A 16,236-nucleotide genomic window follows, 5' to 3' on the forward strand; every position below is an offset into this window, starting at 1 on the left:
GCGAAGAACGATAACGCGGTGCAATTGATAAACCGCGGTGCCCGGTTCGCCGGCAAGCCTGGCTCCTACAGGCGAAGAACGATAACGCGGTGCAACAGATAAACCGCGGTGCCCGGTTCGCCGGCATGCCTGGCTCCTACAGGCGAAGAACGATAACGCGGTGCAACAGATACACGGCAGCGCCTGGTTCGCCGGCAAGCCTGGCTCCTACAGGGCAGGCCTCTCAGCTGCCCCAGACCCGCTGCGCAGCAGGGGCTTGGGCAAGGATCGCATCGATGGCGGCGCCGACTTCCTCGACACGCCACAATGCACCCTTGTCGCGGGTGACCCCGGTGCGCCAGCCGTCCCCAAGGGAGATACGGCCGCCCTGGCTCTCGAAAACCTGGCCGCTGACGTGGGCCGATTCGGCGCTGCCCAACCACACCACCAGCGGTGCGACGTTTTCCGGCGCCCAGGCGTCGAAACTGCCGTCCTCAGGTTTCCTGACCACGTCGGGCATGGCGCTTTCGGTCATCGAAGTCCGTGCCGCCGGGGCCAACGCGTTGGCGGTGATGCCGTAGCGCGCCAGCTCAGCGGCCTGCACCAGGGTCAGCGCGGCAATCCCGCCCTTGGCCGCCGAATAGTTGGACTGCCCCACCGAACCTTGCAGGCCAGCGCCGGAACTGGTGTTGATGATACGTGCGTCGACCGGAGTGCCGGCCTTGGCCAGATCGCGCCAACGCCGCCCCAACAGGTTCGCCAGGCAATAATGGCCCTTGAGGTGCACGCGCATGACCATGTCCCAATCCTCTTCGCTGAGGCTGATGAACATGCGGTCGCGCAGGACGCCGGCATTGTTGACCAGCACATGCACCTCACCGAACGCCGCCACTGCGGCTTCGACGATGCGCTCGGCGGTGGCCAGGGTGGTGATGTCGTCACTGTTGGCGATGGCCTGGCCACCGTTGGCGCGGATCTCGCCCGCTACATCCTGCGCCGCGTCGGCGCGAATATCGTTGATCACCACGTTGGCGCCCGCCGCCGCGAACGCCAGCGCGTAGGCGCGACCGAGTCCGCCGCCGGCCCCGGTGATGATCACGGTGCGGCCTGAACAAATAGCCATGCATGACTCCTTATGATTGCGTGACCGCACGCCCAGCGGACGGCGGCACGGATGGGAAAAACCTAGAGGCGTTCGATGATCGTGACGTTGGCTTGGCCGCCGCCTTCGCACATGGTTTGCAGGCCATAACGGCCACCGCTGCATTCCAGCTCGTTCAACAGCGTGGTCATCAGCCGGGCTCCCGTGGCGCCGAGCGGGTGACCCAGGGCAATGGCGCCACCGTTGACGTTGGTGCGCGCCGGGTCGTAGTCCAGCTCCCTGGTCCAGGCCATGACCACGGAGGCAAAGGCTTCGTTGATCTCTACCCGGTCGATATCACTCATGCGCAGGCCGGTTTTTGCCAAGGCCCGGCGTGTCGCAGCGATGGGCGCGGTCAGGTGCCAGATCGGATCATCGCCCAGCACCGTCAGGTGATGGATGCGCGCCCGTGGCGTCAAGTCGTAGCGCTTGAGCGCCGCCTCGGACACCACCAGCAACGCCGCCGAGGCGTCGCAGGTCTGGCTCGAAACAGCGGCAGTGATCGAGGGGAATTGCGGGTCCACCGGCTGCAGCTCGGCCATTTTTGCCAGGCTGGTCAAGCGCGGGGTTTCATCCGCAAACAGGCCATTGCAAGCGACGATTTCCCGGGCGAAACGCCCGCTCTCGATGGCGGCCAAGGCGCGGCTATGGCTTTGCAGGGCAAACGCTTCCATCTGCTCACGCGTGATACCCCAATGATCGGCGATGCGCTGGGCGGCGTAGAACTGGTTGACCGGCTGATTACCGAAACGTGCGCGCCAGCCTTCGCTACCGGAAAACGGATCGGCAAAACCCAAGGGTTGCCCGGCGAGCATGGCCGAGGAAATCGGAATCCGGGTCATGGTTTGCACCCCGCCCACGGCGATCACATCCTGGGTGCCGCTCATTACCGCCTGCGCCGCGAAATGCAGCGCCTGTTGCGAGGACCCGCACTGGCGATCGATCGTGGTGCCGGGCACATTCAGCGGCAATCCCGCTGCGAGCCAGCTGGTACGGGCAATATCACCGGCCTGGGAGCCGATGGTGTCGACGCAGCCGAAAATCACGTCGTCATAGTCTTCGCCCGGGATAGCGTTGCGTTCCACCAATGCCTTGAGCACATGAGCACCCAGGTCTATGGCATGGACCTCGCTCAAGGCGCCTTTGCGCTTGCCGGTCGGGCTGCGCAGTGCATCAACAATATAGGCCTCTGGCATGACTCACTCCTCGAAAGTATGGCCCGGGCCCAGGCGGGCACCGTCGGCGAACAGGTAGTCGCTGACACGGGTTTTATGAAAGCCCCGATCACCCCAGGACGCATCGAGCGCCCAGGCACGTTTCATGAACATCTGCAGATCGACTTCCCAGGTGTAACCCATTGCGCCGTGCACCTGAATGCCCTTGCGCGCGGCGATCCCGCTTGCCTCGCAGCAGGCCAGGCGGGCCTGGGAAACCCAGACGCTGGCGTTGCTGTCGCCTTGGGCCAGGCCGTGGGCGGCGCGGTACAGCACGGGTTTGGCCTGTTCGATCTGCCGGGCGACATCGGCCAAATGATGCTTGACCGCCTGGAAACTGCCGATGGGCTTGCCGAACTGCTTGCGCTGAGCGACGTAGTCCACCGACAAATCGAGCATGCGTTGCGCCAGCCCGAGCAATTGCCCGGCCACCGACAAGGCGCCACGGTCGAGCAGTCGGGCTTGCAAGGCACGGCCTGCAACGCCGCTGACCACACAGGTGGCCGGTGTCGGGTTCCAGGTCACCCGACCCAGGCGCCGCGACGCATCGATGCTCGTCCGCGGCTGCACATCCACCTGCGAACGCGGCACCACGTGAATGTCGTCGCCATCGATGAGGATCAACACTTCTGCCAGTTGCGCATCGCTGACCAGCGAGTTGACGGGGTGGTTGATGGCGAGGCGCAATGTGCCTTCGGCGATCCGTGGCAACAAGCTGCTGCGTGCCGGGTGATCGGTCGCCAGGCTGGCGAGCAAGCCGGTGGCGACATACGCGGTGTCAGCCAGGGAATCGGGAATCGCGTAATACCCCAGCTCCTGGGTCATCAGCGCCCAGGCCACATCATCCATGCCCAGGCCACCCTCGGCTTCGGGGACCGACAAGGCGGTCAGGCCCTGAGCGGCGATCTTGTGACGCAGGTCCGGTGAGCGACCGACATCGGTTTCCCAGATTTCCCGGAGCATCTCCGGGGCGGCTTCAGTCATCAGGAAACGACTGATGGCTTCGCGAAACGTCAGCTGGTCATCGGTAAAAGTGAAGTCCATGGCCCGTTCCTTATTTCGGCAAGCCGAGCATCCGCTCGGCAATGATATTGCGCTGGATTTCGTTGGTCCCGGCGTAGATCGGTCCGGCCTGGGCGAACAGGAAACCCTCCAGCCAACCAGCAGCATCGGTATCGGCATCCGGCAGCAGCTCGGCGCCGGCGCCCAGAATGCGCATGGCGGTTTCGTGCATTTTCAGGTCGAGCTCCGACCAGATGATCTTGTTGATGCTCGACTCGGCACCGATCTGCTCACCCCGGCCGAGGCGCCCGACCGTGTGGTAGGCCGACAAGGCATAGGCCTCGGCGCCCATCCAGGTGTCCAGCACCGCGTCACGCAGGCCCGGATCGCGGTCGGCGCTGTCGCGGTTGGCCTTGTACAGTTCCACCAACTTGCGTGCGGTGTACTGGAAACGCGCCGGTGAACGCAGCAGCAACCCGCGTTCAAAACCGGCGGTGGCCATTGCCACATGCCAGCCCTGCCCTTCGGCACCGATGCGGTTGGCCACCGGCACGCGGACGTCGTCGAAAAACACTTCGGCAAAGGCGTCCTTGCCATTGAGAGCCTTGATCGGACGAATGCTCACGCCCGGCGCATTCAGTGGCACCATCACGAACGACAGTCCGTGGTGGCGCGAGGAGCCCGGTTCGCTGCGGAACAGGCCGAATAGCCAGTCGGCGAAGGTCGCTCGGGTCGACCAGGTTTTTTGGCCGTTGATCACGTAATGATCGCCGTCGAGCGTGGCCTTGCTGGTGATCGCTGCCATGTCCGAACCGGCATTCGGTTCCGACCAGCCTTGTGCCCACATGTCGAGGCTGGCGGCCATGCGCGGGAGAAAACGCTGTTTCTGTTCAGGGGTGCCAAACTCCATCAGGGTCGGCCCCAGCAACAACTGGCCGTTCTGGTTGACGCGCATCGGCGCCCCGGCACCGTAGTACTCTTCTTCGAAGATCAGCCACTCGATCAAATCGCAACCGCGACCGCCCAGTTCAGCGGGCCACATCACCATCGACCAGCGGCTCTCGAACAGCTTCGCTTCCCAGGCGCGGTGCTGCTCAAAGCCTTCCCGGGTGTCGTAGCTGGCCAGCGGTTCGCGCGGAAGGTTGGCCGCCAGCCAGGCGCGTACTTCGGCGCGGAAGGCGTTTTGCTTGGGGGTATAAGTCAGTTCCATGGCGTTCTCTCAGAACTTGGCGTCGCGTTTTTCGACGAAGGCCCGGCGCGTTTCCGCGGAGTCCGGGCTGCTGTAGGCCTGCATGGTGAAGCCCTGCTCCCAGCGGTATTTGTCTTCCAGGTTGCCGTCTTCGATGCCGTTCAAGGCTTCCTTGGCGATGCGGATCATGCCCGGGCTCTTCTCGGCGATTTTCGCCGCGATGCCCAAAGCGGTTTCGCGCAGTTGGTCCTTGCTGACGATGCGCTCGATAAAGCCGTATTGCAGGGCTCCGGGGGCGCCGATGCTGTCGCCGGTAAAGAACAGGTAACGGACTTTTTGCACCGGGAACAGCCGTTGCAGATGCGCACCGCCGCCCATGGCGCCACGGTCGACTTCCGGCAGGGCGAAGGTCGCGCATTCGGAGGCGATGACAATGTCCGCCGCCCCGGTGATGCCGATGCCGCCGCCCAGGACAAACCCATGGACCGCGACAATCACCGGCACCGGGTTGCGGTGCACGGCCTTGAACGTGGCGTAGTTACCGGCGTTGACCTCGACGATCCGCTCTGGATACTTGTCCAGCTCCTTGATGTCGACACCGGCGCAAAAGCCGCGGCCTTCGGCGCGGATCACGATCACCCGCACGTCGGGGTTGGCCCCAAGGGCTTCGATCTGCCGCGCCAGAGCGTGCCATTCCTGGCTGTCGAGGGCGTTGACCGGAGGTTTGGCGATCACCAGTTCAGCGATCCCCTGATTGAGTTGCGTCGTAAATGCCTGGTTCACAGGGGTTCTCCAATACTGGCGGGATGGGTCGAAGGGTGGGTCTGGCTGCGGGCCAGGAGTGCGTCCAGACATTGCTGGGCCTCGCTGGCGATGCCTTCAATGACTTCACGACAACTGAGCAATTCGCCGATGGCCGCCGCCACCTGGCCGCTGGGCAAGATGCCCTCGTCCGGGGCGCCATCGACCATCGAGCGCTGCAACAGCACCGGCTGGTTGGCGGCCATCATCACTTGCGACAGCTGCGAGGGGTCTTCACGCAACGCACGGATAAAGACCGAGGCCATGTGCCCCAGGCTCATGCCGGTCTGCTGCTTCCACTGCCAGGCACTGCCCAGGGCAATGCGCAGGCGACCGAACGGACCGGACTTCTCCAGATGATTGATAAAACGGTTTTCGATCATGCGGTGGCGCATGCCATCCACCGCCGTGGTCACGCGCACCTGTTGCGGGTCGCTGACCTTCAGGTAGCGCTCCAGGGTCGCGGCCGGTGTTGGCGATTCGCGGGTCATGAGGAACCGCGTGCCCATGGCGATGCCGGCGCCCCCGGCAGCCAGCACCGAAGCCAGGCCACGACCGGTGGCATAACCGCCGGCGGCGATCACCGGCACCTTGACCGCGGCCAGTACCTGAGGCAACAGAATGGAACTGGGTACGCCGCCGGTATGACCGCCGCCCTCGCCGCCCTGAATGGTGATCAAGTCGGCGCCCAGCTCCACAGCCTTCAATGCGTGTTTGAGTGCGCCCACGGTGGGAATGCACAACACCTTGGCCGCCTTGAAACGCGCGATGGTCTTTTTGTCCGGGCCGCGTCCGTAGCTCACGGCGCGCAGGCGGTACTGGATCGCCAGGTCGACGCACTGCGCGGCGTTGTCCTGGAACATATGAAAATTGAGCCCGAAGTTGCTGCCACCGGTGGTGTCGATCACCTTGCGGATTTCGCCTTCCAGCTCATCGGCCGCGATGGTCGCCCCGGCCAGGAAACCGAAGCCCCCGGCCTCGGTGGTGGCGATCACCAGGTTGGCATCGGCAACCCAACCCATGGCGGTTTGCACAATCGGGTAGCGGCAACCGAGGGCCTCGGTCAGTGGCGTATCCAGCCAGCGATTCATTGGCGCTTGTCCTCTGCCTGCTTATTGGCCCGGGCCATGCCCTTGGCATCGAAGCCGCCCAGTTTGTCGCCCGACAACAGCTCGTTATGGGCATGCGCAAACTGGTGCCAGGCGAACACCGCATCCATCGCCGTGCGCTTGCCTTGCAGGTCCTCGACGTGGTTGACCGCCTGTTTGGTCAGGGCCAGGCCCATGCGCGGCTGACGGGCGATGCCGGCGGCCAGGGCATAGGTGGCCTGCTCCAGCTCTTCGCGGGGCACCATGCGGTTGACCATACCCACTTGCCAGGCCCGGGTGGCGCTCATGCGGTCACCGGTGAAGAGGAATTCCTTGGCGATACGCGGGTTCATTTCATAGGGATGCGCAAAATACTCCACCCCCGGAATGCCCATGCGCACCACCGGATCCTGAAAGAACGCGTCATCGCTGGCGACGATCAAATCGCAGACCCACGCCAGCATCAGCCCGCCCGCCACGCACGCGCCCTGGACCATGGCGATGGTCGGCTTGGGCAGCTCGCGCCAGCGTCGGCACATGCCCAGGTACACCTCCTGCTCGCGGGCATACAACTGCTCGCCACCGGGCTTGTTGGTGTGGTCCCACCACAGGTGTGCACGCTCGAACGGCTTGTCGATATCGCGTCCCGGCGTGCCGATATCGTGGCCTGCAGAGAAATGTTTGCCGTTGCCGCGCAGGACGATGACCTTGACGTTGTCGTCGTTCACCGCCTCGCGAAAGGCGGCGTCCAGCGCGTAGGTCATTTGCGAGTTTTGCGCGTTGTTGAAGGTCGGCCGGTTCAGCGTCAGCGTGGCGATCCCCTCGGCCACGCTGTACAGCACCGGTGTGTCTGTTTCGTAGACGGCTGTGTCCTCGCGGACGACGAATTCACTCTCGCTGCTGTGCATGTTCACTGTCCTCGCCTCAGGCCGTACGGATGCCGGGCGGGTTGCCCTTGATCGCCGTGGCGCGGTAATCGTGGGGGTCGAGTCGGCGGATCAGGGCCAACTGTTCGCGGGTGGGGTGCACGGTCTCGTGCAACTGCGCCGACTTGAGCAACGGGAAGCCGGTGTTGTCCTGGACCTGCTCGAAACTCACGCCGGGGTGCAACGAGCGCACCTGCACCGCACGCTCCGGGCCATTGAAATCGAGGACGCACAGGTCGCTGACCACGCAATGGATGTCCATCAAGTCGCGACGCGCACCTTCGGGCCAGCGCTCGGCCTTGAAGCCGACACCCGAGACCATGTCCACTTCGCCACTGACGAACACCCGGTTGTTATGGCTGGGTACGAAGAACGAATTGAGGTGGTTGATGCTGTTGCCTGGCAAGCCGCGCACGCCAAGAATCGCCGTCCTGGGCTTTTGATAGTCGCCGACGCAAGACAGGTTGGTCTGGCCCCAGCGGTCAATCTGGGTCGGTCCGATCATCGCGTGACGGCGTCCGCCCCACACGCATTCGAACACCCGCTCGAACGACATGTAACCCGAGTAACGCGGCACGTAGTCGCCACGCGGGCCCAACGGGATCGGCTCTTCGACCAGGAACGCTTCGCTGTCGGTCATCAACAGTTCAGGGCTGTGGGTCAGTTTGGCCAGGCTGGCACCCAGGCGCGGGATCACGCCAAGGCCTGAGGCAATCACTTCTCCATTGCCGCGCCAGGCTTCGGATGCGGCGACGATCATCAGTTCAGCGAGGGTAAAATCACAGGTTGCAGACATAGTCGCTAATCCTCAGAACACGGGAAGGGGCAAGGCGCCCATGGAGTCGGCACCGCCGTTCTGTGCCTGATAGGCCTGCTCGCCACCGGCGATGTAGGTCTGCACATAGTCCTGCCAGCCGTTTTCCGCCTGGCTGCTGGCGACATAACCCTTGAGATGCTTCATGTCCCAGCCGTAGTCGGGGGCGCAGAGCGTCGGGTGCGCACCGAGGGGCGCATGCACCACGCCTTTCACCAGGTAACGCTCGAAGGTGTTGAAACGGGCCATGTCGGCGCTCAGCTCCAGACGTTCTTCCAGGCGTTCGCACGAGACAAAGCACTGCTCGGCGGCACGGGCGAACAGGTGATCGAAATACGGGTCCGGCCCGGTCACCAGGCAGTTACCCAGGCGGTCGGCGACGTTGACGTGCAGAAACGCAACGTCGAGATTGAGTGCCGGCATTGCCAGCAATACCTCGCCATCGGCATAGGGCGACTGGACAGTCTTGAGTTGCGGGTTCAGACGCGTCACATCGGTGGCCAGGCCGCAACGGGTCGGCAGGAACGGCAAGCGCATGCCAGCGGCGCGCAGGCCCCACTGGAACATGCCTTCGTCCAGTTCCATCAACTCCAGTTCGCCCGCTTCGCGAGCCTTGCGGTAGTAGGGTTCCAGCGGTATCGCATCGAGGGTGGCGAAGCCGAACACCAGTTTCTTGACCTTGCCGGCGGCGCACAGCATGCCCACTTCCGGACCGCCGTAGGCGACCACGGTCAGGTCCTTGACCTTTGATCGCAGGATCTCGCGCACAATCGCCATCGGCTTGCGCCGTGGTCCCCAGCCGCCGAAACCGATGGTCATGCCATCGCGCAATTGAGCGACCGCATCGGCCGCTGTGAGTTGTTTATTCATCATGACAATTCCTTACTGTTGGCCGACCGAAAAGTCGTGCCCCCAAATGCTCACACGGGTGAACTCGAATGCCGAATGTTCGGCCCAGTCGACTTGCAATCCGCCAAAGCCGTATTCCAGATCGAAACCGGATGGCGTCTTCATGTAGAAGCTGGTCATGCGGTCGTTGAGGTGCTGGCCGAGGGTGGCCGACAGGCTCACGTCATGGGCCAGCAAACGGTCATGGGCGCGCCCCACCTCGGTCATCGAATCCACCTCGACCATCACGTGCACGCAACCTGATGGCACCGGGTATTCGGCTAATGCCAGGCTGTGATGGCGGGCGTTGTGGCAATGCAGGAAATGAATACGAATCGCAGGGGCCGACGGGTCCGGCCGGAAGTTGTAAATGTCCGAAAGTTCGAAACCCAGCACGTCCCTGGCGAACGCCAGCGTGGCGTCGAAGTTCGGCGCCGGCAGCACGGTGTGGCCCAGGCCCATGTCACCAGTGATAAAACGCGGCACGCCCTGCGGCGAAATAAATGGCAGGCAGTCGGAGCGATGACCCCAGCTCAACTCGTGGTTGTTGCCCGACGGGTCGCTGAGTTTGACCAGCGCCTGTACACCGCGCTGCTCGAGCTCGGCGCTAGAGCCTGGCTGCCATTCGATACCGGCGGCGGTCAGGTGCTCAAGTGCGGCCTGGAACGCCGATTCGCCGGCCAGCTCCCAGCCGGAAGCCAGGTACCGCGCCTCGCTGCCTTCGACGATGAGCATGCGGAACGGACGTTCGTCCATTTTTACGTACAGGCCACCGCCCGGCGCCGGACGTACCTGCATGCCCAGCACGTCCTCGGCGTAACGTTGCCAATGACTGAGGTTTTCGATCTGGGAGACGAAATAGCTCAAACCGCGAATGTCGATCATGCCTGGGTTCCTCGTTGGCTGATTCGGTGCATGGCGATCATTGTGCAAAGCGCCGAGGCCTGCTTCATCGTCCATTGAGACTAAGCAAGACAACGGTTTCAGGGGCGGCGGCGGCAGGGTTCTAGTCCGTTTCAATGATTCGGTGCAAACCGGCGCCGCCCTAGACTCGCTCATCTATTCGCCTAGCAGAGACAACCCCCATGGAGTTCGCCTTTACCCAGGAACATTTGATGATTCGCGATAGCGCCGAGCGCTTTCTCGCCACGGCCAGTGATTCCCAGGCCGTGCGCGCAACCATGATTCGCGCGGACGGCTACGATCCCGACGTCTGGCAACGCATCGGCCTGGAGCTGTGCTGGCCGGCCCTGATGGTCCCCGAGCGTTTCGGTGGCATGGGCCTGGGGTTTGTCGAGCTGGCGATCCTGCTGGAACAGAGCGGTCGTTTTCTGCTCGGCTCGCCGCTCTTCGCCACCACCTGCCTGGCCACCCCGACCCTGCTGTCGGGACACAACCCGGCGCTGCAAGAGCGCTGGCTCAGCGCGATTGCCGGTGGCGAAACCCGCGCGACCCTGGCGTTCGCCAGTGGCCCAGGATGGGATGCGCACAGCGTGCAAACCGTCGCCCGGGCCTGTACGGGAGGGTTTAACCTCACCGGTTGTTACGCCCAGGTCATCGACGGGGCGCAAGCGGACCTGGTGATCGTCGCCGCGCGTACGCCTGGCAGCGAGGGGGAATCGGGTATCAGCCTGTTCGCCCTTGACGCCGATACACCGGGCCTGGAGAGCACTGCCCTGCCCACCCTGGATCAGACCCGGCGCCTGGCACGGGTCGAACTGCAGAATGTATTCGTCAGCGATGCACAATTGCTCTGCGCCCCCGACCAGGGCTGGCCGGTACTGCGCGCGAGCTTGCAGATCGCCGCTGTAGGCCTGGCTGCCGAACAGGCCGGGGGCGCACAACAAGTCCTCGACCTGACCCTGGCGTACATCGCCGAACGCCGGCAGTTCAGCCGCACCATCGCCAGCTTCCAGGCGATCAAGCACCGCTGCGCCGACATGATGTTGCAGGTCGAGTGCGCCCGCTCCGCGGTCTATTACGCCGCCTGCGTGGCTCAGGAGCACCTCGACCCCGCCGGTGACAAAGCAGTGGCCAGCGAATTGCTGATGGCCACCGCCACGGCGAAGATCCACGCCAGTGAAGCGTTTTTCAACTGCGCCGCCGAGTCGATCCAGATGCATGGCGGCGTGGGTTTTACCTGGGAATACGACCCGCACCTGTACTTCAAGCGCGCCCGCGCCAGCGAGCAAATGCTGGGCAGCCCCGCACTGCATCGCGAACGCCTGGCGGCACACCTGTTCGGAGAAGACGCATGAAAATCGGTTTCAGCAATGCCGACGAAGCTTTCCGTCGCGAGGTCGCCCATTGGTTGACAGAACACCTGAGTGGCGAGTTTGCGCCGTTGCGCTTTCGCGGCGGGCCCGGGGACGAGCACAGCTTTCCCGAAGAACGCAAAGCCTGGGAGCGTGAACTCGCCGCAGGTGCCTGGATTGGCCTGGGTTGGTCGAAGGCGCATGGCGGACGCGGCCTGAGCCTCGGCCAGCAGGTGATATTCCATGAGGAATATGCTCGCGCCGGCGGGCCCGGACGCATGGGCCACATCGGCGAAGGGCTGGTCGGCCCGACCCTCGCCACCTTCGGCACGGCGGCCCAGCAACAGCGCCTGTTGCCTGGCATCCTCGGTGGCCGCGAGTTCTGGTGTCAGGGCTACTCTGAACCCGGCGCCGGATCCGACCTGGCGAATGTACAAACCCGGGCCAGGCTCGACGCCACGGGCGAACACTGGCTGATCAGCGGCCAGAAGGTCTGGACCTCGCTGGCCCACGAAGCCGACTGGTGTTTTGTTTTGGCGCGCACCGAACCCGGCAGTCAAGGGCATCACGGTTTGTCGTTCCTGCTGGTACCGATGGCCCAGACGCAGATCCGTGTGCATCCCATCCAGCAACTGACCGGCACCAGCGAGTTCAATGAAGTGTTTTTCGATCAGGCGGTGACCCACGCCGATAACCTGATCGGCCAACCGGGCGACGGCTGGAAAATCGCCATGGCCCTGCTCGGCTTCGAGCGCGGGGCCTCGACGCTGGGCCAGCAAATGCAGTTTCACAATGAACTCGACGAGATCATTCGCGTTGCCCGCGCCAATGGCGCTTCACGCGACCCGCTGCTGCGCCAGCGCATCGCCCAGGCATGGGCCGGGCTCAAGGTGTTGCGCTACAACTCCATGCGCATGCTCTCGGGTCCACAAGATGGCAGCCTCAGCCGTGAAGCCATGATCTACAAACTGGCCTGGTCAACCTGGCACTCAGACCTCGGGAAGCTGGCGATGGATGTGTTGGGCGACGATGCCGAAATCCTCGATGGCCAGTCTTATCAGCTGAGTCGTCTTCAATCGCTGTTTCTGTTTACCCGCTCCGATACGATTTATGGCGGTAGTAATGAGATCCAGCGCAATATCATTGCCGAGCGTGCCTTGGGGATGCCACGTGAGGCGCGGGCGCGGGAATGATGCGGCAACCGCGACTTCAGTGAGCCCGATACTTGGCCGCAACACTGGCCAACTGTAGGAGCTGGCTTGCCAGCGAAAGCGGTCTGACATCCGGCAATAACGTCGACTGACACGCCGCCTTCGCCAGCAAGCCGGCTCCTACAGGTGATCGGGGTGTACACAAGCCCCATGCACGGCAAAGATCCAATGTAGGAGCTGGCTTGCCAGCGAAAACGGTCTGACATCCGGCAATAACGTCGACTGACACGCCGCCTTCGCCAGCAAGCCGGCTCCTACAGATGATCGGGGTGTACACAAGCCCCATGCACGGCAAAGATCCAATGTAGGAGCTGGCTTGCCAGCGAAGGCGGTCTGATAAAAGAACCGCCCTTCAGCGAACGCGAATCTTCGGATCACCCGCCCCGCGCCGCAAGGTTGCAAGAAACCCCTCCAGCGGTGCCGGTTCGGCAACTTCCGGTAACGCGTCCTTGTCCGATCGTTGCGCCCAGAACGCATCCCAGGAAGGAAACAGCTCGTGGAACGTACCGGCATAGGGCTCGCGCCCCGGCCAGCGTAGTTTCAGGCCGCCAATCGGTGGCTTGTTAAGGTCGGTGGCGTACCAATAGCACGGCAAGCGACGACGGAAGCACCAACGTCCGTCGATCCGCTCGTAGTCGTCCCAATACAGCATCTGCATGATCACCCACTCCGGACCGGTCTCATGCTCGTTCTTGGAATAGACCACGCCTGTGGCGTGGTCCGGATCGCTGAACTCGATGATGTGCTGCCCCAAATGATGGGACGTGCCGTGAAACTGCTTGCGCATGGTTTCGTCCAGCCATGCCTTGAGGTGTACACGGCCCGTCTTGTCGCGCCCCACGCGCACATCCGGGGCGAAACAGTTAGCCATGGCATCCATGTCGCGCATGTCCAGGGCCAACGCGTACTTGCCGGCCAGTTGACGGATCGCGTCCAGCGATTCCAGGCGGTCGATGCGCTCCAGCAGCGCGGCGGATTCCAGGCCCATCAGTCGAACACCGTGTACAGGTCGGAACCCCGTCCGCCGTCTACCGCCAGGCTGGCACCGGTCACGTAGGAGGCTTCGTCGCTGGCCAGGAACAGAATGGCGTTGGCCAGCTCCACCGGCAGGCCGACCCGTTTCATCGGGATGACTTTCTCTGTGTTGGTGCGGGCCTTGGCGTCGGCGAGCATGCCGGCGGTGGCCGGGGTATCGACCACGCCGGGGATGATCACGTTGCAACGAATGTTGTTTGGCGCGCCTTCACTGGCCGCCGCGCGACTGAAGTTGATCACCGCAGCTTTGGCCGCCGAGTAACCGGCCATCCACGCCGTGCCGAACAGGCCGCAGATCGAGGCAATGTTGACGATCGAACCGCCGCCCTGCTCTTTCATCAGGCGCATCGCGGTGCGAGTGCCAAAGAAGGTGCCATCGACGGTAGTGGCGAAGTTGGCGTGCCAGTCGGCGGTGGACATTGTGTCGATGCTGCCCCAGGTGTAGGCCATCGCATTGTTGACCAGAATGTCCAGGCGACCGTGACGTTGCGCGGTGGCTTCCAATGCGCTGACGTAGGCCTGCTCATCGCTGACGTCGGCCACGGCAATTTCAGCGTGCCCGCCCAATCCAATGATTTTTTCCAGCACCCCTTGCAACGGCTCCACGCGTCGCCCGCAGAGCACGACGGTGGCGCCCTCCTCGGCGAACCGCAGCGCGGTGGCTTCACCGATGCCCGAACCGGCGCCGGTCACAAAGGCGATTTTTCCCTGTAAACGCTTGCTCATCAGTGACTCTCCAATCAGATAAAGGCCATGCCGCCGTTGACCGCGATGTTCTGGCCAGTCATGAAGCTGGCGTCTTCGCTGGCAAGGAAGACCGCAACGCGCGCGATTTCGTCGGTCTCGCACATGCGGCCCAACGGTACGTTTTTCAGCAGCGCTTGCATGTAGTCGTCAGGGATCCCAGACATCATCGGCGTGTTGGTCGGTCCCGGCACCAGGGTGTTGACGCGTATGCCGCTGGCCGCCAGTTCACGGGCGATCGAGCGGGTCAGGCCCATTACCCCGGCTTTCGAAGCGCAGTAATGGCTAGGACCGTCGCCGGTCAGCGCGGCAGTGCTGGAGAGGTTGATGATCGCCCCTTTGCGCCCGCCCTTGACCATCAGCTTGGCGCCTTCGCGGCAGCACAGGAAGGTGCCACCCAGGTTCACCCCGATCACCCGCTCCCAACTCTCGTCCGGGGTTTCGAGGAAGCTGTCCAGCGCGCCCACGCCTGCGTTGTTGACCAAGATGTCGAGGCCGCCGAAGTGCTGCTCGGCCTGGCCCATGGCATCGGCCACGGAGGCGCCGTCACCGACGTTGCAGGCCAGGGCCAGTACCTTGTCGCCCAGGTCCGCCAGACTCTCGGCCAGGGCGGCCTGATTCAGGTCGACAGCCACCACCTTGGCGCCTTCGGCAATAAAACCACGGACGATGGCCTGGCCCATGCCTTGCCCTGCGCCAGTTACAAAGGCGACTTTATTGAGTAACTTCATCAGCAATCTCCGAATGTGCAAATACGCTGCAGCCCGCTGCCCTTGCAGTGGAGCTGTCACCTGCATGATTAGCGGCAAGTGCCTTGGCCCACATCGTCCGATGGGACTATCGCCGCGTGGTCTGAACGGACGATGCCGGCAATCCCCCACGGCCCCAGCATTCATGGGTGCACACCACGTCAGGTGCAGCATTCCCCTTCAATTCGCTGTCGCGCCTGACGCGGTTGTGCTTTATGAATCCGCAGAAAATGGAGAATCCCATGAACCAACCCGTAGACCTGCCTCTGCCCGTCGGCCATTACGCAACGCTGCCCAACAACGGTTTGCGCCTGCACTATCTGGATGAAGGCGCGGGCCCCGTGGTGCTGTGGCTGCACGGCAGCGGACCGGGCGCCAGCGGTTTCAGCAACTTCAAAGGCAACTACCCGCCATTCGCCGCCGCCGGCTACCGCAACATCGTGCTCGACCTGCCGGGTTTCGGCCGTTCGGACAAACCCGAGGACGCCCAGTACAATCTGGATTTCTTCGTCGACTGCGTAGCGGCGTTCCTGCAAGCCGTCGGCGTACAGCGCTGCACCCTGCTGGGTAACTCGCTGGGTGGTGCGATTGCCCTGGGCCTGGCCCTGCGTCTGCCGCAATTGCCTCAGGGCCTGATCCTGCTGGCACCGGGCGGAGTCGAGGAGCGGGAAACCTACTTCAAGATGGACGGCATCGTGCGCATGGTCAGCCTGTTCAACGCCGGCCCCATCGGCATGGACGAGATGCGCAGCATGATGCGCCTGCAGTTGTTCGATGATTCGATCCTGCCGGAAAGCCTGTTGCAGGAACGCGTGGCGGTGGCGGTGACCCAGCCCAAGAACCTGTTCAGCACGATGATGGTGCCGAACATGGAAGCGCGCTTGGGCGAGATCCAGTGCCCAATCCTCGGTTTCTGGGGCACCAACGATCAATTCAACCCGGTCAGCGGCGCCCAGCGCATCATCGACGGCGCGCCCAACGCCCGGTTCATCGTGCTCAACCGTTGCGGACATTGGGTCCAGGTGGAACACCGCGAACTGTTCAACCGCAGCTGCATCGACTTCCTGCAGAACGGTTGATCCGGACGACGCGGTGTACCTGCTGCACCGCGTTATCGTTCTTCGCCTGTAGGAGCCAGGCTTGCCGGCGAACCGGACACCGCGGTTTATCTGTTGCACCGCGTTATCGTTCTTCGCCTGT

General features: G+C 63.4%; 16 protein-coding genes. 3 read left to right on the plus strand and 13 right to left on the minus strand.

Annotated elements, in window-relative coordinates; all coding sequences use genetic code 11:
* Positions 1–223: 223 nt before the first annotated feature.
* From J2W17_RS30460 to J2W17_RS30505, 10 genes are all read right to left on the minus strand, one after another.
* Positions 224–1,102: an SDR family oxidoreductase gene (locus J2W17_RS30460; RefSeq protein WP_307343896.1), complete on the minus strand. Its 879-nt coding sequence runs from the start codon at positions 1,100–1,102 to the stop codon at positions 224–226.
* A gap of 62 nt (positions 1,103–1,164) precedes the next feature.
* The gene (locus J2W17_RS30465; RefSeq protein ID WP_307343899.1) at positions 1,165–2,316 is read right to left on the minus strand and encodes an acetyl-CoA C-acetyltransferase; all 1,152 of its coding nucleotides are present in this window, start codon (positions 2,314–2,316) and stop codon (positions 1,165–1,167) included.
* Between the two features lie 3 nt (positions 2,317–2,319).
* Positions 2,320–3,378, minus strand: coding sequence for an acyl-CoA dehydrogenase family protein (locus tag J2W17_RS30470; protein WP_307343901.1), 1,059 nt, complete (start codon positions 3,376–3,378; stop codon positions 2,320–2,322).
* Between the two features lie 10 nt (positions 3,379–3,388).
* The gene (locus J2W17_RS30475; protein WP_307343904.1) at positions 3,389–4,546 is read right to left on the minus strand and encodes an acyl-CoA dehydrogenase family protein; all 1,158 of its coding nucleotides are present in this window, start codon (positions 4,544–4,546) and stop codon (positions 3,389–3,391) included.
* 9 nt (positions 4,547–4,555) lie between these two features.
* Positions 4,556–5,308, minus strand: a complete 753-nt coding sequence (locus J2W17_RS30480; protein WP_307343907.1) for an enoyl-CoA hydratase family protein — start codon at positions 5,306–5,308, stop codon at positions 4,556–4,558.
* Positions 5,305–6,417 carry an NAD(P)H-dependent flavin oxidoreductase gene (locus J2W17_RS30485; protein WP_307343910.1) on the minus strand — a complete coding sequence of 371 codons (1,113 nt, stop codon included), beginning with the start codon at positions 6,415–6,417 and terminating at the stop codon, positions 5,305–5,307. Before J2W17_RS30485 ends, J2W17_RS30480 begins: the two co-directional genes overlap by 4 nt.
* Positions 6,414–7,322 (minus strand): enoyl-CoA hydratase, encoded by a 909-nt coding sequence (locus J2W17_RS30490; RefSeq protein WP_307343913.1) that lies wholly within the window; start codon positions 7,320–7,322, stop codon positions 6,414–6,416. The genes J2W17_RS30485 and J2W17_RS30490 overlap by 4 nt, the downstream gene beginning before the upstream one ends.
* Before the next feature lie 16 nt (positions 7,323–7,338).
* Positions 7,339–8,136: a CoA-transferase subunit beta gene (locus J2W17_RS30495; protein WP_307343916.1), complete on the minus strand. Its 798-nt coding sequence runs from the start codon at positions 8,134–8,136 to the stop codon at positions 7,339–7,341.
* Between the two features lie 12 nt (positions 8,137–8,148).
* Positions 8,149–9,024 carry a CoA transferase subunit A gene (locus J2W17_RS30500; protein ID WP_307343919.1) on the minus strand — a complete coding sequence of 292 codons (876 nt, stop codon included), beginning with the start codon at positions 9,022–9,024 and terminating at the stop codon, positions 8,149–8,151.
* Positions 9,025–9,036: 12 nt separating this feature from the next.
* Entirely contained in the window at positions 9,037–9,927 is an 891-nt protein-coding gene (locus J2W17_RS30505) for a VOC family protein (RefSeq protein ID WP_307343921.1), read from the minus strand.
* Between the two features lie 200 nt (positions 9,928–10,127).
* Here J2W17_RS30505 and J2W17_RS30510 point away from each other — a divergent pair, with 200 nt between their 5' ends.
* The gene (locus J2W17_RS30510; protein ID WP_307343926.1) at positions 10,128–11,300 is read left to right on the plus strand and encodes an acyl-CoA dehydrogenase family protein; all 1,173 of its coding nucleotides are present in this window, start codon (positions 10,128–10,130) and stop codon (positions 11,298–11,300) included.
* On the plus strand, positions 11,297–12,490 hold the full coding sequence (locus J2W17_RS30515) for an acyl-CoA dehydrogenase family protein (RefSeq protein ID WP_307343929.1): 1,194 nt from the start codon (positions 11,297–11,299) through the stop codon (positions 12,488–12,490). Before J2W17_RS30510 ends, J2W17_RS30515 begins: the two co-directional genes overlap by 4 nt.
* A gap of 370 nt (positions 12,491–12,860) precedes the next feature.
* Here J2W17_RS30515 and J2W17_RS30520 read toward each other — a convergent pair whose 3' ends face one another.
* The 3 genes from J2W17_RS30520 to J2W17_RS30530 are packed head-to-tail and all read right to left on the minus strand — an operon-like array spanning position 12,861 to position 15,018.
* Positions 12,861–13,490 (minus strand): nuclear transport factor 2 family protein, encoded by a 630-nt coding sequence (locus J2W17_RS30520; protein ID WP_307344001.1) that lies wholly within the window; start codon positions 13,488–13,490, stop codon positions 12,861–12,863.
* Positions 13,491–13,495: 5 nt separating this feature from the next.
* Entirely contained in the window at positions 13,496–14,269 is a 774-nt protein-coding gene (locus J2W17_RS30525) for an SDR family NAD(P)-dependent oxidoreductase (protein ID WP_307343932.1), read from the minus strand.
* A gap of 14 nt (positions 14,270–14,283) precedes the next feature.
* Positions 14,284–15,018: an SDR family NAD(P)-dependent oxidoreductase gene (locus J2W17_RS30530; protein ID WP_307343936.1), complete on the minus strand. Its 735-nt coding sequence runs from the start codon at positions 15,016–15,018 to the stop codon at positions 14,284–14,286.
* Positions 15,019–15,278: 260 nt separating this feature from the next.
* Here J2W17_RS30530 and J2W17_RS30535 point away from each other — a divergent pair, with 260 nt between their 5' ends.
* Positions 15,279–16,115 (plus strand): alpha/beta fold hydrolase, encoded by an 837-nt coding sequence (locus tag J2W17_RS30535; RefSeq protein ID WP_307343939.1) that lies wholly within the window; start codon positions 15,279–15,281, stop codon positions 16,113–16,115.
* Positions 16,116–16,236: the final 121 nt, after the last annotated feature.

It is taken from the genome of Pseudomonas lini (assembly GCF_030812475.1).
Classification (GTDB): Bacteria; Pseudomonadota; Gammaproteobacteria; order Pseudomonadales; family Pseudomonadaceae; genus Aquipseudomonas; species Aquipseudomonas lini_A.

What these genes read in the sequence shown, in the direction of transcription:
- J2W17_RS30490 (WP_307343913.1), bottom strand. Translation starts at nt 7,322, where the DNA reads ATGCACAGCAGCGAGAGTGAATTCGTCGTCCGCGAGGACACAGCCGTC.
- J2W17_RS30470 (WP_307343901.1), bottom strand. Translation starts at nt 3,378, where the DNA reads ATGGACTTCACTTTTACCGATGACCAGCTGACGTTTCGCGAAGCCATC.
- J2W17_RS30485 (WP_307343910.1), bottom strand. Translation starts at nt 6,417, where the DNA reads ATGAATCGCTGGCTGGATACGCCACTGACCGAGGCCCTCGGTTGCCGC.
- J2W17_RS30510 (WP_307343926.1), top strand. Translation starts at nt 10,128, where the DNA reads ATGGAGTTCGCCTTTACCCAGGAACATTTGATGATTCGCGATAGCGCC.
- J2W17_RS30495 (WP_307343916.1), bottom strand. Translation starts at nt 8,136, where the DNA reads ATGTCTGCAACCTGTGATTTTACCCTCGCTGAACTGATGATCGTCGCC.
- J2W17_RS30515 (WP_307343929.1), top strand. Translation starts at nt 11,297, where the DNA reads ATGAAAATCGGTTTCAGCAATGCCGACGAAGCTTTCCGTCGCGAGGTC.
- J2W17_RS30535 (WP_307343939.1), top strand. Translation starts at nt 15,279, where the DNA reads ATGAACCAACCCGTAGACCTGCCTCTGCCCGTCGGCCATTACGCAACG.
- J2W17_RS30465 (WP_307343899.1), bottom strand. Translation starts at nt 2,316, where the DNA reads ATGCCAGAGGCCTATATTGTTGATGCACTGCGCAGCCCGACCGGCAAG.
- J2W17_RS30525 (WP_307343932.1), bottom strand. Translation starts at nt 14,269, where the DNA reads ATGAGCAAGCGTTTACAGGGAAAAATCGCCTTTGTGACCGGCGCCGGT.
- J2W17_RS30500 (WP_307343919.1), bottom strand. Translation starts at nt 9,024, where the DNA reads ATGAATAAACAACTCACAGCGGCCGATGCGGTCGCTCAATTGCGCGAT.
- J2W17_RS30460 (WP_307343896.1), bottom strand. Translation starts at nt 1,102, where the DNA reads ATGGCTATTTGTTCAGGCCGCACCGTGATCATCACCGGGGCCGGCGGC.
- J2W17_RS30530 (WP_307343936.1), bottom strand. Translation starts at nt 15,018, where the DNA reads ATGAAGTTACTCAATAAAGTCGCCTTTGTAACTGGCGCAGGGCAAGGC.
- J2W17_RS30505 (WP_307343921.1), bottom strand. Translation starts at nt 9,927, where the DNA reads ATGATCGACATTCGCGGTTTGAGCTATTTCGTCTCCCAGATCGAAAAC.
- J2W17_RS30475 (WP_307343904.1), bottom strand. Translation starts at nt 4,546, where the DNA reads ATGGAACTGACTTATACCCCCAAGCAAAACGCCTTCCGCGCCGAAGTA.